General features: G+C 45.3%; 16 protein-coding genes. 8 read left to right on the top strand and 8 right to left on the bottom strand.

All coding sequences use genetic code 11. From position 1 onward, the window contains the following. Window positions 1-326 precede the first annotated feature (326 nt). Window positions 327-1,979 (top strand): alpha-amylase family glycosyl hydrolase, encoded by a 1,653-nt coding sequence (locus tag QT984_RS17705; RefSeq protein WP_333057023.1) that lies wholly within the window; start codon window positions 327-329, stop codon window positions 1,977-1,979. Window positions 1,980-2,325: 346 nt separating this feature from the next. Here QT984_RS17705 and QT984_RS17710 read toward each other — a convergent pair whose 3' ends face one another. Together QT984_RS17710 and QT984_RS17715 are read right to left on the bottom strand one after the other, a co-directional pair. Further along, on the bottom strand, window positions 2,326-4,977 hold the full coding sequence (locus tag QT984_RS17710; RefSeq protein WP_333374551.1) for an EAL domain-containing protein: 2,652 nt from the start codon (window positions 4,975-4,977) through the stop codon (window positions 2,326-2,328). Between the two features lie 402 nt (window positions 4,978-5,379). Continuing rightward, window positions 5,380-6,183 (bottom strand): DUF2267 domain-containing protein, encoded by an 804-nt coding sequence (locus QT984_RS17715; protein ID WP_333210255.1) that lies wholly within the window; start codon window positions 6,181-6,183, stop codon window positions 5,380-5,382. A 544-nt stretch (window positions 6,184-6,727) separates the two neighbouring features. Here QT984_RS17715 and QT984_RS17720 point away from each other — a divergent pair. Beyond that, window positions 6,728-7,186 carry a response regulator gene (locus QT984_RS17720; protein ID WP_333259437.1) on the top strand — a complete coding sequence of 153 codons (459 nt, stop codon included), beginning with the start codon at window positions 6,728-6,730 and terminating at the stop codon, window positions 7,184-7,186. Here QT984_RS17720 and QT984_RS17725 read toward each other — a convergent pair. From QT984_RS17725 to QT984_RS17740, 4 genes are all read right to left on the bottom strand, one after another. Continuing rightward, on the bottom strand, window positions 7,155-7,589 hold the full coding sequence (locus tag QT984_RS17725) for a DUF2294 domain-containing protein (RefSeq protein WP_333302591.1): 435 nt from the start codon (window positions 7,587-7,589) through the stop codon (window positions 7,155-7,157). The genes QT984_RS17720 and QT984_RS17725 overlap by 32 nt on opposite strands. 94 nt (window positions 7,590-7,683) lie before the next feature. Further along, a complete protein-coding gene (locus tag QT984_RS17730; protein WP_333057018.1) occupies window positions 7,684-8,061 on the bottom strand; it encodes a BON domain-containing protein in 378 nt (125 codons plus the stop codon). Between the two features lie 264 nt (window positions 8,062-8,325). Next, entirely contained in the window at window positions 8,326-8,658 is a 333-nt protein-coding gene (locus QT984_RS17735; protein ID WP_333339876.1) for an alpha amylase C-terminal domain-containing protein, read from the bottom strand. Between the two features lie 82 nt (window positions 8,659-8,740). Next, the gene (locus QT984_RS17740) at window positions 8,741-9,160 is read right to left on the bottom strand and encodes an alpha-amylase family glycosyl hydrolase (protein ID WP_445243041.1); all 420 of its coding nucleotides are present in this window, start codon (window positions 9,158-9,160) and stop codon (window positions 8,741-8,743) included. An 832-nt stretch (window positions 9,161-9,992) separates the two neighbouring features. Between QT984_RS17740 and QT984_RS17745 the strand changes: the two genes are divergently transcribed. After that, on the top strand, window positions 9,993-10,241 hold the full coding sequence (locus QT984_RS17745) for a hypothetical protein (protein WP_333145102.1): 249 nt from the start codon (window positions 9,993-9,995) through the stop codon (window positions 10,239-10,241). 281 nt (window positions 10,242-10,522) lie between these two features. Here QT984_RS17745 and QT984_RS17750 read toward each other — a convergent pair whose 3' ends face one another. Both QT984_RS17750 and QT984_RS17755 read right to left on the bottom strand, forming a co-directional pair. Further along, complete coding sequence (locus QT984_RS17750) at window positions 10,523-11,368, bottom strand: cyanophycinase (RefSeq protein ID WP_333374553.1); 846 nt, start codon at window positions 11,366-11,368, stop codon at window positions 10,523-10,525. A gap of 344 nt (window positions 11,369-11,712) precedes the next feature. Beyond that, window positions 11,713-11,910, bottom strand: a complete 198-nt coding sequence (locus tag QT984_RS17755) for a hypothetical protein (protein ID WP_333057913.1) — start codon at window positions 11,908-11,910, stop codon at window positions 11,713-11,715. Between the two features lie 394 nt (window positions 11,911-12,304). Here QT984_RS17755 and QT984_RS17760 point away from each other — a divergent pair, with 394 nt between their 5' ends. From QT984_RS17760 to coaBC, 5 genes are all read left to right on the top strand, one after another. Then, on the top strand, window positions 12,305-14,215 hold the full coding sequence (locus tag QT984_RS17760) for an ATP-binding protein (protein ID WP_333374555.1): 1,911 nt from the start codon (window positions 12,305-12,307) through the stop codon (window positions 14,213-14,215). A gap of 477 nt (window positions 14,216-14,692) precedes the next feature. Beyond that, complete coding sequence (locus QT984_RS17765) at window positions 14,693-16,780, top strand: CHASE domain-containing protein (RefSeq protein WP_333232984.1); 2,088 nt, start codon at window positions 14,693-14,695, stop codon at window positions 16,778-16,780. A gap of 599 nt (window positions 16,781-17,379) precedes the next feature. Further along, window positions 17,380-18,003 carry an alpha/beta hydrolase gene (locus QT984_RS17770; RefSeq protein ID WP_333057916.1) on the top strand — a complete coding sequence of 208 codons (624 nt, stop codon included), beginning with the start codon at window positions 17,380-17,382 and terminating at the stop codon, window positions 18,001-18,003. 45 nt (window positions 18,004-18,048) lie between these two features. Further along, window positions 18,049-18,261: a protein IsiD gene (gene isiD / locus QT984_RS17775; protein WP_006632739.1), complete on the top strand. Its 213-nt coding sequence runs from the start codon at window positions 18,049-18,051 to the stop codon at window positions 18,259-18,261. Between the two features lie 255 nt (window positions 18,262-18,516). Next, window positions 18,517-19,716, top strand: coding sequence for a bifunctional phosphopantothenoylcysteine decarboxylase/phosphopantothenate--cysteine ligase CoaBC (gene coaBC, locus QT984_RS17780; protein WP_333374558.1), 1,200 nt, complete (start codon window positions 18,517-18,519; stop codon window positions 19,714-19,716). Window positions 19,717-20,019: the final 303 nt, after the last annotated feature.

Here is a 20,019-nt window from a genome sequence, read left to right on the forward strand (position 1 = left end):
AAAGATCGAGTTTAAATCCGCATCTATCCCAGTACAGATATTTTTTTCAAAATTTTAAAAAGTAAATATACCTTAAGATAGATGCTAAAAAACTATGATATTACTAATACTTATTGTTGAGCGATCGCCAGTGAGATAAATTTCGATCGCACTGCCAATACTGCGCGATTTCACTTCATAAAAGGCAGAGACAGAGACTAGATTACGATACTTTTAGGAAGAGTTAAGCCTTAAATAAATTATATCCGTAGAGTGATGCTGAGTTCGCTTAAATTTGTAAAATTAAAAGTATCAACTGCTACTGAAAAATTTTAGAAAGAGGTATTATGGCTGCCCCAATTGAATTCAAGTTATTTGCTCCCTACAACAAAGGAGCTGCCGTGATTGGCTCTTTTTCTAATTGGGAAGATATTCCGATGGAAAAGGACGAAGAAGGTTTTTTTCGCACGCGAGTTGAGTTGGAGGATGGCGTTTATCAATACAAATTCCGCGTTCAGTCGAAAAGCTGGTTTCTGGAACCCGATCAGTGGGTAGATGTGGTCGATCCCTACGCGACTGATATCGACGATCCTACTCAAAACGGCATTGTTCGGATCAAAGATGGCTCGCGCATTGTCGATACCTACGTCTGGAAACACGATGACAAACCGCTACCAGCCGATCGGGAATTAGTGATTTACGAAATGCACGTTGCCGACTTTTCCGGTGGCGAAGACGATCCCCTAGCCCGCGGCAAGTACAAGCACGTCGTCGAAAAACTCGATTACCTAGTCGAACTCGGCGTCAACGCGATCGAACTCATGCCCCTCAAAGAATACCCAGGCGACTACAGTTGGGGCTACAACCCTCGCTACTTCTTCGCTACCGAGTCCAGCTACGGAACCACAGAAGAACTCAAAAACCTGATAGACGAGTGTCACGGGCGGGGGATTCGCGTCATCATCGACGGTATTTACAACCACTCGGAATCATCGAGCCCCCTCACTCAAATCGATCACGATTATTGGTATCACCACGAACCCCGCGATCCAGATAACAATTGGGGCCCGGAATTTAACTACGAATTTTACGACGAAAATTTAGGAACTTTCCCGGCGCGCAGATTTGCTGGCGATACAGTCCGCTATTGGGTTCAAGAATATCATCTCGACGGCATTCGTTTCGACGCGGCGCGACAAATAGCTAACTACGATTTCATGCACTGGGTAGTTCAAGAAGCCAAAAATGTCGCCGGCCCCAAACCGTTTTATACCGTTGCCGAATACATTCCCGACGATCCCAGCATCACTAATCTAGAGGGGCCGATGGACGGCTGCTGGCACGACAGTTTCTATCACTCGATAATTCCACAACTGTGCGGGGACAATTTTGATTTAGAACGCCTCAAAGAGGTAATCGACTGCAAGCGGCAAGGTTACTTGGGTGCTACGAATGTAGTCAATTATTTGAGTAATCACGATCACGATCGCATTTTTGCCGAATTTGGCGATCGGGGAATTTTGGATGAAGCCGCCTTCAAGCGGGCAAAGTTGGGAACCGTGCTGTTAATGACAGCAGTTGGCGTGCCGCTGATTTGGATGGGCGAAGAATTTGGCGAATACAAAGGCAAAACTATTGAGCAATCTAAAATTGACTGGACGCTGCTAGGAAATGACCTGAATAAAGGTTTGTGGGAATACTACAAAGGCTTGATTCACCTGCGTAAAAATAACCAAGCACTTTACACAGAAAACATCGAGTTTTTCCACGAAGATCCCGACTCGAAAGTTTTTGCTTACACTCGCTGGAACGATGAAGGTTCGAGAGTTGTAGTAGTGGCGAATATGTCGGAAAATTATCTAGCAGGTTACAGCGTTCCCCACTTTCCGGCAAACGGAACTTGGCACGAATGGACTGGGAATTATGATGTTGAATCTGGCGATGACAATATTATGATTGACTTGCCGGAATACGAAGCAAAAGTGTTTGTTTGGCAGTAAGGCAACGGAGGACAAAGGCTTTCGCCGTTTCCCTAGCCCAAAATAATCATTATGTAGGAAAGGGCACTGCCTTTCGTCGTGTCAACTTAATCTATCAGTCCGCCAGTCCTCCCACCCGGCAGTCCGCCAGGGACTGAAGTCCCTGTCTAATAGCTGAAGTCCTCTGAAGAGGACTAATGAGTTTTTCAGTCCTCTTCAGAGGACTTCGGCTTTGAGGCAGGGGTTTCAACCCCTGCCGGACTGCCGGAGTGCGGGTTTAACGCTAAGTTGACACCTATGGGCATGGCGCCGTGTCCTACTCCCCGCGCCGGAAACGGCGAAAGCGTTTGTCCCTATCAGATATCGCTCAAAAGAGAAGCTTTTGTTTGTTCCCCGATTGATTTTCTAAGCACAATTGGGTGATGGCCGCCGCCGGTATTGGTTTGCTAAAGAAGTAACCCTGACCCATATCGCACTTATGCGATCGCAAAAACGCCAACTGTTCTGCTGTTTCCACTCCCTCAGCAATCACCTGTAAATTCAGGCCCTGTCCCAAGGCGATCGCCAGTTTCACAATAGTAGCACCGCTGCTGCCAGTCACCAAATCGGCCACGAAAGATTTGTCTATTTTTAAATTATTGAGGGGAAAGTTTTTCAGAGACCACAGCGAAGAATAACCGGTGCCAAAATCGTCCAGAGAAATGTTAATTCCCATGTCCTGCAACTGCTGCAATACCGACACCGTAAAGCTCACATCTGTCATGGCAATGCTCTCGGTAATTTCTATTTCTAAATATTCGGGATTTAACTTGGTTTCTGATAAAATTTCAGCGATGGTTTGTACCGTGTGAGGTTGCAGAAACTGGCGGGCTGATAAATTCACTGCTATCCGCATCGGCGGCAATCCCAGTAACTGCCACGCTCGATTTTGCAAGCAAGCAGTCCGCATCACCCATTCGTCAATTTGGCAGATTAATCCTGTTTCCTCAGCTAAGGGAATAAATCGATCGGGAGGAATCAAACCGCGTTCGGGATGCTGCCAGCGAATCAGAGCTTCCATGCCCACTATTTTGCCAGTATTTAAGTTTATTTGCGGTTGATAGTGCAGGACAAATTCTGAATTTTTTAGAGCTTTGTAAAGATGATTTTCTAAGTTAAGATCCTCGGAGACTTTACTGCCGATCGCCTGCGTGTAAAACTGATAATTATTGCGACCTTTCTGTTTAGCTTTGTACATCGCAGCATCAGCATTTTTCAGCAAAGTTTCTGCATCTTCTCCGTCGTAAGGAGCCAAAGCAATTCCCAAGCTAGCCTTAATATAAAGTTCCAAACCCTCAAAATCAAAAGGAGTGCTTAAACTCTGGATAATTAGCTGGCAAATCTTAGTTGCTTCCTCTGGGGTGTTGATATTGTACAGCAGCACAGTAAATTCATCTCCGCCCCAACGAGCCATCGAATCCCCCACGCGCAAACAGTTAGTCAAACGCCGAGATACACTTTGCAGCAACAAATCGCCCACTGGATGACCGAGAGTATCGTTAACATTTTTAAATCTATCTAAATCTAGAAAGATTACCGCCAGCATTTCTCCATTTTGGTGAGCGCTAGCTAAAGCCAAAGACAGCCTTTCATTAAACAGTAATCTATTAGGTAAACCCGTTAATGGGTCGTGAGAAGCTTGATGTCGGATCATCGCCTCGACGCGCCTCTGCATTACAGCCATGTACAGGTGAGTTCCTAAAGATTGTGCTAGCTTCTGTTCTTCGCTAGTCCACTTTTGAGCTTCGCCTGTTTTGATTTCTTTCCAAGCTGCAAAGGATTGTCGGGGACGATCGTTCCGGGCGTCCGAACTGCAACGGCCCGCCCACAAAATTTCGGTTTGTATAGGGCTGCGAAAAACGGTGAGACAGCCGATGCACTGTTGGCGATATTGCAGCGGTACTGCCAAAAATGATCGAATGGAAGCTGCGACTAAATTGGCAGATACAGATTTGAGTTGAGGTTCTTTAGAAATATCGGAAATCGCGTACAAGTGCGGTACGAGCAAACTGGAAATATTGGTGTCAATTGAGCTGTAATGCTGGGAATAGAGATTTTCAAAAATACCTAATTGGCTTGTATGGTTAGCAGTTTGCGATCGATCGTCTTGGTTTGCCCTCCCCATAATCTGCTGCCAAAATGGGCTGAGTTCCAGGTCGATGTCCGCGGGCTGCTGGCCACAGGTATAAAGCAAAGCGGGTCGATCGCCAAACTCGGCTGCAATGTAGAGTCGCCCTCCTGAACCACGCAAATGCTTGACAGTTTGTTCGAGAACTGCTTTCCGAATTTCGTTGAGTTCCAGAGGAGAATGCAGCAAACTGGTAATTTGGTTGATAACGGCTTCGTCACGCGCTTGCTGTCTAGCTTGACTCAGCAGAAAAGATTGGGCGATCGCAATTGAAAGTTGATCCACAAGCAACTGCACCATTTTCAATTCTCGATCGCTAAACCGTTTCGGTTGGCTATGGTGAGACACCAACAGCCCCCAAAGGTGATTTTGATGCAAAATCGGCACTGTCAGAGAAGAACGTGCCCCCATAGCCTTCAGATATTCAGCGTGACAGGGGTCTACAGGACGATAGCTAATATCTTCAACTGCTAAAGTTTTGCCGGTTTCGGGACAATCTAACCGATTAATTGTTTGATGCTTCAATTCCACATCTACAATCACTCGCTGCCGCGCTTTGAGAAACATTTCCCGAGCACTCTGGGGAATGTCGCCTGGTGGAAAGCGCAAACCCAGCATAGATGGCAAATTGTCGCCGTTGATTGACTCAGCAATGACCTCACCGCTACCGTCTGCCTCAAAGCGATAAACTTTTACTCGATCGCTCTCTAAAAAGCTGCGGATTTCTCGCGCAGTTGTCGTCAAAATCTCTTGCAGTTCTAAAGAGTTGCGGATGCGATTGGTAATTCGATTGAGTAAAATCTCTTGTTCTAAAGTCGATCGTGACATTTGTGTAACTTTGGTGCGAGTCATGCCTTTTGATCTCCCGGGCTGTTGACAGCATTTTTGCGAGCCACAGTCTTAACTTGCCCTGTATTATACAATACAATACTTTCGCGCCGTCTAGGGGCTTGACCCTACCCCAGAGCGCGAAACTCGGTTTCTGGGGATATTTCTGGTTTTTAGACAAATTCGGGTGATAAACCGGGTTTTTCACAGCACTTACAAGGCAAGGCAAGAGCGATCGGACAATTAGTGAGGACGAAAGTTCGATCGAGTTGAATCAGGACTCAAGTCCTCACTACAAAGCAATTGCAGAGCTACAACACAAAAAGTATAGAGAAACCGATTTGAGCAACCAGTATTCTGCCCTCTGGAGGGAGAATACTGATTGCTCAAACCGGCTAGTAAGTATTTATACTTTAAAAGGCCTCATTAAGCCGCGTCCCAAATTTCCCGAATTCTGTCCGGCAAAAAGCCAGCTATTTCCTGAATTCGCTCCTGGGACAGCTCATCCTTTGTTGCCGAAAATACAGCCGCGATCGCAGTTTCCGGTTTTACTCCCGAAGGAAGTGCGCCTTCTAGTTCCACCCTCCGTGCAAACAAATTGCCATCGATCCCCAAAGGTGCAGGCGGGCCGGTCAAAGGCTGACGTATCCGGCTGAGCAATCCCACCAGCGGATTGGTATCTTTCCAGAGGTCTGCTATTTCTTGTTGCAGGGTTTTGTCATCCGTAGGCAAAACTTCTGTGTGCAATTCAGATTCCACGTGCTCGATGGCTTCTTTTGTCATCACATCGCGCATGATCCGGTACACTACTTCGGTAATGTCGCGGGCATCAAAAATATCCTCCAAGTGACCTTTTACCATCACTTTTTCCAAAAACGGCATATCCTTTGAAGCGATAGGAACTGCCGATCCTTCCTGGTGGAGCGAGGTCGGAGGATTAGTCTCCATTTTGTGTAACAGTTTGCGGCCTTTTTCTGTTAACTCAGCTTGTTGAAATGCCACTAAAGGCGGCAATAACTCAGTTCCTCCATAAGGCTCGCCACTAAACTGAGCTTTGATAAATTCCCTTTGGTTGAGGTAGTCTAAATGACCGAGCAATTCCGCTTCCGCCACCGTGTGACCCACATATTCTTCCGCTGCGTTCCTAATTTCTGACTCTCCCCTGCCGTTGCCACTGCCAATCTTTTTGAGCAAAATGTAAGTCAGGTCGTCTCTGATTGGAATTGTCATTAAAACCTCCTAGGTTAATATCCGGTAAAGCTCAGGTAAAAAATGATTTTTTTTACTGGCTTAAATTGTGATTATTACTACTTAAAAACATTGAAGTCTAAAGTAGAGTAATCAAGTATCTCTCAGCAGGTGTAAGTTATTCAAATAAAGTAACGGTTAGAATATTCCTTTAGGTAGATCCAGGTAGGGAAACCCATGTTTAATGTGGTTAATATCCTAAGAAGCTGTCGCCACTCTTCAATGCTATTAAGCGAGAATGCTTTATTGGTAAGAGTTTTCGTATTTATTGCGTATTTTTACCATGCCTGACGCACCAAGAGGGCCTCAGTTGGTAATTGGCGCTGGGAGAGGTAGAATTAAGCAGATGCTATGGAATCAATCAACTGCGGTCGTTTTGCCCGCAGCTTGTAGCGATATTGTATCGGGTTAGACCAAAAACTGGTCATGGGAGAGCTAAAAATACGAGCCAATCTGTGTCAAGTGCCGCAGCGCCACTTGAAGAATGCCTCGGTAACAAATTTTTTGATCGTTGCGATCGGCATTTATGAACTACCCTAATTGGAACAATAAATTGGAATCCTCGTCTCTCATTAGCGGTCAACCCCCGGTTGAAAAGCGTCCTTTAGTGTTGGCGGTAGACGACAATCCTGACAACTTAGAGCTGCTGACACAAATACTCGATTTATTCGGCTGCGAGTGCGTGGGAGCAGTTGACGGGTACGCAGCTCTTTCCGCAGCAGTCGATCGACAGCCCGACCTAATCGTACTCGACATTTGCCTGCCGGATATAGACGGTATGGAAGTAGTAAAGCGCGCCCAACAAAACCCCGAGATCAGACATATTCCGATTGTTGCTGTCACAGCACTAGCAAAACCAGAAGACCGTGCTCGAATTCTTCAAGCAGGCTGCGTGGAATACCTTTCCAAACCTTTTAACATCAAAGATTTAGAAACAGTTATCCGCCAGCACCTCAACTCTCCAATGCTTTTGGTTGAGTTTTAGATTTATAGTTAGAATCACGAACTTGAGGTGCAGAGTCCAAAATTGCGATCGTTCCAGTGCGGCCTGTCTCCAAGGTCGCATCGCGGAGCAAATCAGTAACTCCCACGCCCAAAACCTTTTGGATTAATTCTTTCAGTGGCAATTCCAGAACTGATTCTAATTGTGTCCGCACCTGCAAAGCCAAATCTTCCTGACCGTTCTGAGCCAGCAGTTTTTCGGGTTGAGTAAGCCCATTTTCGACAACAATTATCAATTTGTTATCCAAAAGATTGCAGAGCGCCTGACTCGTTGGATGTCCGAGTTGAGAGCGGTACAAAGCTTGAATTCCCTGCGAAAGAGTCCGTTCTAATTTACCACGAGTAGGTTCTAAGGTTTCCCCTGTCATATTTTTTATTGAAACCATGATAGATAAAAAATACTGTTAGCAGCAGTTAACAGTTACAGTAAACTTAACTACTGCTAACAGTCAACTGCTAACTGTTAGAAATAAAGTCGCTTTAGCCGACAGTAACTTGATTAGTTTCCACCCCAGTTGCACCCTTAACGCCTTTAGCAATTGTCACCAATTTGTTGACAATTTCCTGACTGGGAACTGTACCTTTGAGAACCACAGTAGAGCCAAGTTGAGCCACATAAACAGTCTCAATATCCGCAACATCGGGATTTGCATCGAAAGCCTGAGCCACCCGTTTAGCTAAACCGCTTTGATCGTATTCTCCATTCAAGCCCATGCGTTCCGGCGGGATTGTCTGAGCGCTCGCAGCAGGTTGAGCTTGAGCTTGAGCTTGAGCTACAGGTGCTTGGTAAGCAGGAGCGTCAACAGTTTCTTGATTTTCTTTTTTTTCTAAACCAAACAATCTTTTTAACCAGCCCATAGAGTTTTTCCTCCGACAAAGTTTGTGTTTATTGACCTGTTAATTCGCGATTGGCACGTCACCCTGTAATTGTTATTCTCAATACCAGGAATTACGATCGCACTCTTGGATGCACAAACCGAGTTTTTTACAATAAAGTATCGTTACAGCCATCCACCTAGGTAGAAAAACCCAGTTTGTTGACTTGCGTGCGCCCATCCTAAATACAATTTACAGTTGTACAACTTCGCCGATCATCTGCCTGGAGACATAATTCTCCGGCTCTCAAACAAATACTTGCGCTGACCATTCCGACAAATCAAACTTAAACCCTTCTTCCCCAACTTCTACTATTTTGTTAGACATCCACTCGTGCCAACTTCCTGCCGCCGGAAAGTTAGGAATGCTGTTACCAGATAGATAAGTATCCGAAAAATTAGCCACAACTACTGCCCGCGTTCCCTCATCGCTCCAGCGGTAATAAACCAGCACTTTGGCTTCTGGATTTTCGTGGATGAATTCAATATTTTCGGTATAAAGTGCAGGCAAATCTTGCCGCAGCCGAATCACGTGTTTGTAGTATTGCAACAACTCATGATTGGGCGGATTTTTCAACAAATACCATTGCAGTTTATGCGGCTGGTTGGGAGTTTGCCGAAGCGATGAGTTCGGGAATTTCGGGAATGTGTTCTGCTATGTTCTAGAATGGCTTGTCGCCGGCGGTTTTTTTCGCTTCATGAGTTATCCAGTGTAAGAAATTTCGATATGATATTCTTGCACTCCAGAAATTAACAACATCGCCGATGAATTTCCAAGCGAGACGAATGCCGAGTTTTGGGTCGAAATTTTCGTAGTTAAACTCCGGGATCCAGTAGTTAGCCGGATATTCGGGATAGTGTTTGTCGCGGTAGTACCAATAATTGCGATCGACTAGCAATAAGGGACAATCTTCATCGCAGTGGTTGTAAATCCCGTCCAGAATCACCCGAATGCCCCGTCCGTGGCACTCGTCAATCAATTGCTTCAAATCTGCGGTTTCACCGTAGCTGGACTCTACAGCAAAGAAATCGCGGACTTTGTAGCCCCAGCTATAATCGCCCGGATATTCATTAACTGGCATTAGTTCGATCGCATTTATAAGTGTGATTAGTATTGATTTTTACAATTTTGCAAATCTGTCGCCATCGTTCTTAAGAGTTAAACCTGTAAGTCTTATGTTGTAAGGTGCTTGGGGGCGCACCCGGAGGATTTAGTAGTGCGAACCCTAGCGAGTAAGGTGCGCCCCTAGACACCCGGAAACCTGATTTTAATCAAAAATGTAGTTAAAGTAACTAAACATTATTAAGTGCTATTTATGAAAAATAGTCCGGACTGCTTTGAGTTGGTAGTCTGAAACCCTAGATTTTCCGTTGGTAGCGAACGTGCCTTGGAGCCTTGAAACCCTTATTCTACGGTTGTCTATCAAAAACTGTCCGAAGTATTGTATGAAAAGTAATTTAACTTTTGATAACTAGATAAATCGTGGTGAATATTTAAAATTTGTAACTAAAGAAACATTTTTTAGCGGACAGGAATAATACCGTAGAAAGATGTCATTTTATGCGGAAACAGGGAGGATGAGCTTGTAATTATAGGGCAAGGGAAACCAGAACCATGAATCTTTTATTCAACTCGGTTTTCCCGCGACGTTAAGTCAAGTTTGAGCAGAGAATAGCAATAATTATTTTTGCTTATGTCTTGGCATCACTTGTTTTATAGTTTTTGACTTGCAAACTTTGTAGAACCTTTCATCAGCTTTAACGACTGCTGCTACCTCAGTAATTGGTAATTGGTGAAAATCTCATTCGTCCCTATTACCCGTTAGATATTCCGAGCAGTGGCTCTAAGGCTCTAAAAGTTTAATGTGGGATGTTGGCGAATTACCGTTACTGTAAAACTCTGGAGTGTTAAAAATGCTAAAACAAATGTGTTGGTTGCCCAGATTGGGACGTAATGGAGAAAAGATATTGCACTTACGCACCGATGCCCGTCAAGGGTGGCGGCCTTATACAGCTTTTCCGCAGTTCGCTGTATCCGACTACCGGGAACCGGGCGGTTCTAAGGGATGGGCAACATATCAGAAGCTGAGAACTCAAGGGTGGAATTTAATATCGACCGCAGAAGGGCAGCAGTCGATTTTTGGCGAACAGAAAAGTGCTTAAAAAACCCGAAACCGCAGCAATAAAAGAAGAGGTAAAATCCTCTTCTTTTTATTATTTTTGGGGTGCTGCTGAATTCAAGTATGATTTTGCCTGATGAAGTAATTCTAAGTCAGCGGTGGGGCAACCACGGGGGGATTGCCCCTACAAATTTCATACCCCAATTAAGCAACGCCATTTTTGGATACAGAAACTGGGTTTTTAACCATCCTACTTGGTAGAAGGGGTAAGGTGTGCAGTGCTCACCTTACATAATTTTGAGATGTTTGCCAGTTGCAAGTAAATTAGGCGATCGCCCTTTCTCTCTCTCCTGTAATTGCTACGTTATGGAGCACCGGCTGGTGAGTTTTCAAGTTAAACCGGTATCCGTGGGGGAGGATGTGCAACTTGGCCCCGCAAATCGCCAAAGCCTCATCCTTCAACAGTCCCTCCAGATTGTCGTGGAGTTGTTCAGACGAGTCGATGACAGTTACAGAGTTTTCGCCAATGACTTCCAACTCGTCACCGTGGACTAAAATAGCTGTATTTTCGTCAATACCAAATCCCAACACGGCAGGTTGCAGCAAAAGTGCGGAAACTAAGCGTCCCAGACGACCTCGCTGGGCGAAATGCTGGTCGATGACAACTCCTGGAAGGAAACCCATTCCCGGCCCCATTGCTACCACATCAACGCGGGGATTTGTCTCCGAGTCTCCTTCAATAATCATCACGTCTGGCATCATCGCCGCGCCGGCACTGGTGCCACCAATGATAATACCTTCAGAGAAGCGTTTGTGCATAGCTGCGTCGAGTATGGTGTCTTTCAAGCAGCTAATAATCCGCGCTTGCTCTCCGCCGGTAAAGAATATGCCGTTGGCTTGTTCGATCGCTTCTAAATAATCTCGATTGTTGGCATCTTCCGGTTTCTGAGTGTCAACAACTCGCACATCTTCAGCGCCAAGTCGCTCAAACACTCGGATGTAATTATCTCCTACTTCTCCCGGCAGGCTAGTGGCAGCAGTCATGATCGCAATGCGGGCTTTAGTGCCTCCGGCGCACCGCAAGAATTCCCGCAGAATTTTGCAGTCCCCCTCTTTGTCTTCCGCGCCACCAATAATTAGCAACTTCCCCTGAACTTCGTTGCTCGCCATATTATCTCTACTTTTAATTTATTTAATTTCACTAAAACACAAACTTATTTTTTCCGAAAACTGCCAAAAGGTATATATAGATACAAAAAAAGCTCAGACTTTTACCACTTTAGAACGCACACAGCAAGGGTGATATGGGAGTTTACCGATCTTCGACGATCGACAAAACAAACTTACCCCCCCTAACAGGAGATAGGAGGGGTCAAGAAATGAGCTTAAACTACAGGGCCCACGCGCGCGCGGTGATCGATCCGGTTTCTGATCCGATGCTTCGCTAATCCTCCTCTGATTGCTCGTAGAAATCCGGTTGATGAGCGTAAGTCCTTAATTAGTCCGATCGCTCGTTAGTGGGATCGATCGATCAAATTGCTCAATATGGTACTCGCCCGTTCTAAAGGTAGGTGTCTGGGTTTGCCGTTCCAGACAATCTGATATTCGTTGCTGTTTTGACCATCGCCGTAGCCAGAAATTAGCTTCCGGTGAAATGCTTCCTCAGCTAAGTGGTGAACTTTTTCTCTGAGAGCAGTTTGTGCGATCTTCATAATTTGCTGCCTCTTAAATTTTCTTTCACTGTCATAAACAATTATAAGTACACAGTGTACCTCTCAAAAGTTATAGCTTTTTTTGGGAGGGGGGAAAGAAGTAGTCATTAGTCATAAGTGCTTAGTCATAAGTGCTTAGTTATCAATGCTTAGTTATCAATGCTTAGTCATCTATACTTAGTCAGATGTTAAAGGAAGAAGGAATACTTTCCTACTCTCACCCACTCCCCCTCTCCCCATCCCCCCATCTCTCCCAATCCCCCTATTGGGCAATACTGAAGGCAGAATTGGTCGGAGTATTTGTCTGACTGCTGGAATATCTATGCCCCCAGGTAGTATCCCCTGCACCAACTATAAAGTTACCGTAAAAAATTAGCTCAAAGGAGGTTAGAAAATGCTGCAAGAAAAAAGCACAGAAACAGCGCGCGTCAATGCTCGAAAAACCGATATTTTCGATGTGTTCAACTTCAAACACTATATCGGGCCCAACCCTTATTTAGACACCGCGGCTTTAGTTTTTGATTTAGCGGTGACGGGGGGGAGCGAACCTTTGCCGATCGCACATTACCATACAATTATTAGCGATCGCTACCCGCAACTGCTGCACGAAACTTTCTCGAACCATGCCCAACTGTTCGGTCGTACCGCCTCAGAACTAGCAAAACTCGACATGGGTTTGCACTTCCAACACTGGAACATCAAGCCATTTTCTTACTTTAACAGAATCAGCATAGAAGCACTTCACGCCCGCACCGCCAGAGCCGTAGTTTACGCAGTTTGGGATTGGTTTGAAGCCATTAATCAAAATCAAGACTTTCCCTTAGAAGCACAAATGGGCGCGCTGCAAAATATGTTCCGGCAGTCAGTTTACGGAGGGCCGACAGTTTATTCGTTAATGCGATCGGCATCCCAAAAAGGCATTCCCGCATTTTATTTGTGGGATGAAGGACTAATGCAATATGGGTACGGTAAAAAACTGGTTCGTGGCTCTGCAACTACTTTTGATTCTGACAGCCATTTAGACTCAGATTTTACCACGCGCAAAGACGATTGTAAAGCTTTTCTCGCTACATTAGGATTTCCTGTTCCCCAAGGCGATATCGTCTCCACAGAAAACGGAGCTCTGGCAGTTGCTAGAGAAATTGGCTACCCAGTTGCTATCAAACCCGTAGTCGGTCATAAAGGAATTGGCGTCACAGCAGATGTCCGAGATGGTGAGGAATTGCAGGCGGCTTTTAAAAGAGCAGTTAAGGCCATTCCCGAAACAGATCCGGTGCGAGTAATTGTGGAAAACAGCATCAAAGGATCGGATTTTAGGCTGCTGTGCGTTGACGGCAAATTTGTTTCGGCAACTGAACGCCGACCCGCTTCGGTAACAGGTGATGGCGACTCAACAATTCGCGAATTGATCCGCCGTGAAAACCGCAAACCAGAACGTTTGGATACGCCTACTTCGGCGATGAGCAAAATTCAGTCCGACGAAGCGATGGAAATGTATCTGGAAGAACAAGGGCTGTCATTAGATAGTGTACTAAGTCGCGATCGCACTGTGTCTCTACGCAAAGTCGCTAATCTTTCCGCAGGCGGCGTCAGCATCGATGCTACCCGCAATATTCACCCGGATAACATTGTTTTAGCTCAAGATATCGCCCTACATTTTCGGTTAACTTGTTTGGGAATTGATGTGGTAACAGAAACTCTCGCCAAATCTTGGAAAACCGGGAATTTTGGGATTATCGAGATCAATGCCGCGCCGGGAATTTTTATGCACCTTAACCCTGCTGTCGGCGAAGGAGTTGATGTACCTTCCCATATTATCGAAACTTTCTTTGAATCGGGAAAATTAGCCAGAATTCCGATTATTACTTTCAACAGAATTTCGGTACATGACCTACAAGAAACCATCGACCATGTTCTGTTGCAGCATCCCGATTGGACAATCGGTGCTGTTTGTCGCGGTGGACTTTTTGTTAACCGTTCTGAAAAAGTTTTGAATAAGAATTACCATCTGAACTTGCAAAGTTTGCTGCGGAATCCCAAGCTCGATTTGTTAATTGCTGAATATCCCGAAGATATTTTGGAAGCTGAGGGAATGTTTTATCGGGGCAGCAATATGGTGGTGCTGGACAATCCGGGGGAAACTGAGATGATGTTGGTCAGAGAAAGCACTGATGACGATACTGTTGTGATGAGGGAAGGAAATAGTATTTCTATTCGCCGCCAAGGATTGATCGAACAGTATACTCTGGGGGATGATGAACCGTTTACACGGGTTTATTTGAAGGAAATAGGGACTGTTTTGTAAGCGGTTCCACCTTTAAGTTGGCTTTGTGGGGCGGGTATTGAGTACCCGCCCCACCAGATCGAGGCTTTTTCTTGTTCCCGGGTTCTTCCGGGGCAGGAACTTGGGAGCGCCGAGATGGGAACTGACTTCGTTACACTTAGTTACAATTGGTTTTAATTCCTCAGTAAGCTGTTCTCCATTTAAATTGTGTGTCAAAAATCACTCAAATTATTGTGGGATGGGCACGCGAGCCCGTCCCGAATATGCAATTTAAACGCGCAACAGCTTAGTGGATGGACTATTCGGAAGAAACCGGGTTTCTTCCCAACTTTCTCGTTACACATTAATATTTTCGTAGAAATTGGGTTTCTCAAGGTAAGTTCTATTTCTGCGATCGTAAGTTTTTAGACAATCTTGTTTGTCGGCTGTCGATCGTGCTATCAAGGACTTTTACAAGTCTTTAAAAAATAGCACTTCGGTGGCAGAAGGTGTGGAAATATGAATTTTGCGAGCAATTGGTTTAATTCGCTGACCGAAAGTTTACAGTCGCACCGTCGCTACATTCCAGCAGCGCTGACTCTTTGCACAGGTACGAGTTTGTCCTTGGCAGCCGCAGCCGTTGTGTGGCATTCGGAACACCAACGAATGCAAGCGGAATTTCATCAGCAAGCCGATCGCCTGAATGTGACTTTGCAGCAAAGCATCAACAAAAATTTAGAAGTTCTGTACTCACTGGAAGCATTCTACAGGGCGTCTACTGAAGTTAGCCGACAAGATTTTAAGCAATTCGCTCAACCTGCACTTGCCCGAAATACTGCTATACATTCTGTTAACTGGATTCGGCGCGTGCCTGCTGCCCAAAAAGCAGCTTACGAAAAGACAATTCGAGCCGAAGATTTTCCGGCATTTCAAATTTACGAACGAACTCCTGACAAAAAGCAGGTCAAAGCAAAAGTGCGATCGGAATACTTTCCTATTATTTACAGAGAAGCATTAGAAGAAGATAACAAAGTGATCGGTTTTGATGTTGCCTCCAGCCCCGATCGCAAAACAGCTTTAGAGAAGTCGGCGAATACCGGGAAAATAGCGGCTTCCGCGCGGATTAGATTAGTCAGCAACAATCAACCAGGATTGCAAGTATTTCTACCAGTACCCCGCCCCACAAATTCTCCAGATAATTCGGTCAACGGCCGCCAAAACCTCATGGGAGTGATTGCGGGTCTGTTTCAGATCACGAGTATGGTCGATTCCTCTTTAGAATCGCTGAATTTAGACAAGATTAATTTTTACCTCTATGACAACTCTGCTATAGAGAAAGAACACTTTCTGGTGCGCTACGACTCACAAGCTAAGCAGTTGATAGATAACCCAAAACACGAAAAGCCAGAGTTAGCTAATCTGCGGGGAAAAATCTGTAAAAATCCTAGTGCTTGCACTCGCCTATTTAACGTAGCAGACCGCCAGTGGAGGCTGCTAGTTTTGCCAGGGAAGGGGTACAACAGTCTGAGGACGCATCAGGGTTCGCTGGCCATTGGGGCGATCGGGCTATTGATGACTGGCAGCTTGACGATTTACCTGTTGATGTCTCTAGAACGTACTGCAAAAGTAGAACAGCAAGTGTACGATCGTACAATTCAACTAAAACAGCGCACCGCTGAACTAGAAACAGCACTAAAAAATTTGCAGGAAGCTCAATTTAAACTAATCCAAACTGAAAAAATGTCCAGCCTGGGGCAGTTGGTGGCTGGAGTTGCCCACGAAATTAACAATCCTGTCAACTTCATCTCTGGCAACCTGATCCATACAGGCGCATATACTAGAGACTTGCTGGAACTTGTGGAAATATACCAGCAGCAATATCCCAACCCAACGCCCGAAGTGCAAGCGAAACTAAAAGATATTGATTTGGATTTTATCAGTGAAGACTTGCCTAAAATCCTAAAATCTATGAATATGGGAGCTGAACGGATCAGCCAGATCGTGCTTTCTCTGCGTAATTTTTCGCGCTTGGATGAAGCTGAAATGAAGTCGGTTGACATTCACCAAGGAATTGACAGCACCTTGATGATTTTGGATAGTCGGCTGAAACAAAAAGCTGATTTTTCTGGCATTGAACTCATCAAAGAATACGGAAATTTGCCATTGGTGGAGTGCTGGGCGGGACAATTGAATCAGGTATTTATGAATATTTTGAGCAATGCTATTGATGTTTTATCTGATGCAGAAAATCAAAAAAGGCTCAAAAAAAACGCCTCGGATTCTGCCTTTTTACCTACTATTCGGATTCGCACTGAACTTTTAAGTTCTAATTGTGTATGCGTGCGAATTGCTGACAATGGAACGGGCATGACGGAGAATGTCAAAAAACGTTTGTTTGATCCGTTTTTTACTACCAAGCCTGTAGGCCAAGGTACTGGCTTGGGATTGTCTATCTGCTATCAAATAGTGGACAAACATCAAGGTTCGCTCAGGTGCGTGTCGGCTTCGGGGGAGGGAACTGAATTCTGGATTGAGGTGCCGGTGCGACAACAGTCTAAGCAATCTATTTCTAAGGTTTTACCTGCGGTAGGTGTCAATCGATTTTAGATTTTAGATTTTAGATTTTAGATTGACTTGCGCGAGATAGATTCGGGGGGGCAAGTTTCATCGGATACAGGTTTTTTATTTCTTCATTAATTAATCTGGGGGCTTGTATCCTGGATGCTTTCGGTCAATTGGAATTAGCGGAACAAATCTCGCTTTTAGCTGAGTCTTGCTGGGAGCATCTCAATGAAAGCAGCCCAGCTATAAATTGGAGACAGGAGGCAGGAGATAGGAGGCAGGAGGGGGCAGGGGGCAGAAGGCAGGAGGGGGCAGGGGGCAGAAGGCAGGAGGCAGGAGGAAAGAGGCAGAAGGAAGGAGCCAGAAGGAAGGAGCCAGAAGAAGTGTTTTTACAAATATGAGATGCTCCCTAATTCCTGTTTATAAAACGTAAAATCTCCGCATTTTACTTGGGAAAGTTTCGGATTTAGCACTCTACTTTCAACGGTTAACTGTCAACTGTTAATTGTCAACTGTCAACTGTTATAGTTATTAGCAAACCTGTGCTAAGTTCAGTGGAATATTGCCGAAAAAAATATCTGGGTTTTTACCCGTCGTAACAATTTATAATTGTAGCCAGGCCAGATTACCAATTATTAACTACGATGTCTTTACAATCTATTAGCATACCGCCCACAACGGATCGCAAACCTGTCGCTTTGATGGTCGCTTTACATGGATGGGGTGCTAATGCTCGGGATTTGACTTCCTTAGCACCCTTTTTCAATTTGCCGGATTATCAGTTTGTGTTTCCCTATGCCCCCTTTCCCCATCCCCAGGTAACGAGTGGCAAAGCGTGGTATAACCTTCAAACCAAAGACGCTCAGGGATTGGTAGAAAGCCGGCAATTGCTGAGGGAATTTTTGCTGTCTTTGGAAAGCACCACGGGCGTGCCTTTGTCTCGCACGATTTTAAGTGGCTTTTCTCAAGGCGGAGCGATGACTCTAGATGTGGGATTGACTTTGCCCCTAGCTGGTTTAATTTGTCTGAGCGGTTATTTACACCAGATTTCGCCAGTTGCGGGGAGTGTTTTGCCACCTGTTTTAATCGTACACGGTACTCAAGATACTATTGTGCCTGTTAGTGCTGCTGTGCGATCGCGCGAGAGTTTGACGGCTTGGGGAGCTGCGGTGCAGTATCGAGAATTTAACATGGGACACGAGATTCTGCCGGAAGTTATAGAGGTAATGCGAAGTTTTGTTGTAGAAACTGTGTCGAAATCTGATTAAAGGTTTAGTATATAGTATGGCGGAAGTCTCGGGCAGGGGAAAAAAATGAAAACTTTAACCAAAGCATCGCGCGATATTGCTGTACTTACTTCTCAGGACGTGGCAGAATTGGCTGTCCGTTTGGAAGTTGACGATTATACAGATCCTTTTGAGGGATTGAATGATTGGCATTTGTTGCGATCGCTTGCTTTTCAGCGGCCGGAGCTGGTTGAACCTTATCTCCACCTTCTGGATATGGAAGCCTACGACGAAGCATAGACTGAAAAATCTAGCTCAAAATTTTCGACGGAATTGAGGAAGAAGTTAGCAGCATATTTTGTTGCAGATTAAACAGATGAATTAGAGATTTGAGTCTGTTTTTATCTTAATTTCTTTCTTGATTCTTTTTTATGGAAAAATGACACCAGTTTCAAAAAAGAATGTGAATGTAGGCCAGCTCTCAACCCTGGTATTCATCAGTCATTCCCAAATTAAAATCTAAAATCTAAAATCTAAAATCTAAAATGGTATGACATGAAAGGCAGACGAATTTTAATCGGCGTTAGTGGCGGGATTGCGGCTTACAAAGTTTGCGAAGTAGTTTCAACTTTAGCGAAAGCTGGAGCGGAAGTTAAAGCTATTCTTACTGATGCTGCCGGGGAGTTTGTAACGCCTTTGACTTTTGCTACTCTGTGCCGCCATCCTGCTTTTACTGACAAAGATTTTTGGCAACCAAGTCACGGGCGCCCCCTGCATATTCAACTGGGAGAATGGGCGGAAGTTTTTGTGATTGCTCCTTTGACAGCTAATACTTTGGCTAAGTTGGCGGGGGGTTTTGCTGATAATTTGTTGACTAATACTGTCTTAGCTTCTAATTGCCCAATTTTGCTGGCACCGGCGATGAATACGGATATGTGGGAACAGCCGGCGGTGCAGCGGAATTGGCGGGAAGTGTTGAGTTATCGGCGCTATCATGCTGCGAATCCGGGGGCGGGTATGCTGGCGTGCGATCGCGCGGGTGTTGGCCGTATGGCAGAACCTTATGAGATTTTGCCTCATATTGAATCGCTGTTGTATGCCAAGGGCGATCGAGATTTAGCGGGCCTTCGGGTGTTGATTAGTGCGGGAGGAACGCGGGAACACCTCGATCCGGTGCGGTTTATCGGCAATCCTTCCAGCGGCAAAATGGGTATAGCTTTGGCGCAAGCTGCACAGCACCGGGGCGCGACAGTGACGCTGGTACACAGTATAACTGGCGAATTGCCGCTGTCAGGTGTGCGGGCGATCGCAGTTGCGAGTGCAGAAGAAATGCGGCAGGCGATGCTGCAATGCTTTCACGATGCGGATTTGACGGTGATGGCGGCGGCGGTAGCGGATGTGAGGCCGGCTGAGTACAGTAGTGAGAAATTGCCGAAGCGATCGCTCCCGAATTGTTTGCCTTTGGCACCGGTAGCGGATATTGTGGCAGAGTTGGGAAAATTAAAACAGCCGCACCAAAAATTAATCGGGTTTGCAGCACAAACTGGGGATATTGTCAAGCCGGCTTTGGAGAAATTGCGATCGAAGAAACTGGATGTAATTGCCGCAAACCCGATCGATCGAATAGGTGCAGGTTTTGGCAGCAATACCAATCAAGCAATATTAATTAATGCAGCCGGGAAGCAAGTAGAAATAGCACCTTGCAGCAAGCTAGAAATGGCTCACCGATTGTTTGATTTTGTGATGAAAGGGTGAGGGCGATCGAACTGCGATGATATTACCAATTGCGGATTTGTCGCCTTGTGGGGGCGGGTTTTGGAGATGGTAGGTTTCTAACATAAATGGTTGGTAAAACCCGCCCCTACAAATGTCTGTAGGGGCGGGTTCACCAATAATATTTAATACCCGCAAACAATTTATATAAACCCGCCCCCACACAACCGATAATCTAGATTAACCTTTACTGCGATCGAAATGAAATATTTGTCGCCTTGTGGGGGCGGGTTTTGGAGATGGTAGGTTTCTAACATAAATGGTTGGTAAAACCCGCCCCTACAA

It is taken from the genome of Microcoleus sp. Z1_B2 (assembly GCF_036700325.1).
Taxonomy (GTDB): domain Bacteria; phylum Cyanobacteriota; class Cyanobacteriia; order Cyanobacteriales; family Microcoleaceae; genus Microcoleus.

Excerpts from the sequence above, each read along its gene's own strand:
- QT984_RS17705 (WP_333057023.1), top strand. The coding sequence starts at position 327 with ATGGCTGCCCCAATTGAATTCAAGTTATTTGCTCCCTACAACAAAGGA.
- QT984_RS17710 (WP_333374551.1), bottom strand. The coding sequence starts at position 4,977 with ATGACTCGCACCAAAGTTACACAAATGTCACGATCGACTTTAGAACAA.
- QT984_RS17715 (WP_333210255.1), bottom strand. The coding sequence starts at position 6,183 with ATGACAATTCCAATCAGAGACGACCTGACTTACATTTTGCTCAAAAAG.
- QT984_RS17720 (WP_333259437.1), top strand. The coding sequence starts at position 6,728 with ATGAACTACCCTAATTGGAACAATAAATTGGAATCCTCGTCTCTCATT.
- QT984_RS17725 (WP_333302591.1), bottom strand. The coding sequence starts at position 7,589 with ATGGTTTCAATAAAAAATATGACAGGGGAAACCTTAGAACCTACTCGT.
- QT984_RS17730 (WP_333057018.1), bottom strand. The coding sequence starts at position 8,061 with ATGGGCTGGTTAAAAAGATTGTTTGGTTTAGAAAAAAAAGAAAATCAA.
- QT984_RS17740 (WP_445243041.1), bottom strand. The coding sequence starts at position 9,160 with ATGCCAGTTAATGAATATCCGGGCGATTATAGCTGGGGCTACAAAGTC.
- QT984_RS17745 (WP_333145102.1), top strand. The coding sequence starts at position 9,993 with ATGCTAAAACAAATGTGTTGGTTGCCCAGATTGGGACGTAATGGAGAA.
- QT984_RS17750 (WP_333374553.1), bottom strand. The coding sequence starts at position 11,368 with ATGGCGAGCAACGAAGTTCAGGGGAAGTTGCTAATTATTGGTGGCGCG.
- QT984_RS17755 (WP_333057913.1), bottom strand. The coding sequence starts at position 11,910 with ATGAAGATCGCACAAACTGCTCTCAGAGAAAAAGTTCACCACTTAGCT.
- QT984_RS17760 (WP_333374555.1), top strand. The coding sequence starts at position 12,305 with ATGCTGCAAGAAAAAAGCACAGAAACAGCGCGCGTCAATGCTCGAAAA.
- QT984_RS17765 (WP_333232984.1), top strand. The coding sequence starts at position 14,693 with ATGAATTTTGCGAGCAATTGGTTTAATTCGCTGACCGAAAGTTTACAG.
- QT984_RS17770 (WP_333057916.1), top strand. The coding sequence starts at position 17,380 with ATGTCTTTACAATCTATTAGCATACCGCCCACAACGGATCGCAAACCT.
- isiD (WP_006632739.1), top strand. The coding sequence starts at position 18,049 with ATGAAAACTTTAACCAAAGCATCGCGCGATATTGCTGTACTTACTTCT.
- coaBC (WP_333374558.1), top strand. The coding sequence starts at position 18,517 with ATGAAAGGCAGACGAATTTTAATCGGCGTTAGTGGCGGGATTGCGGCT.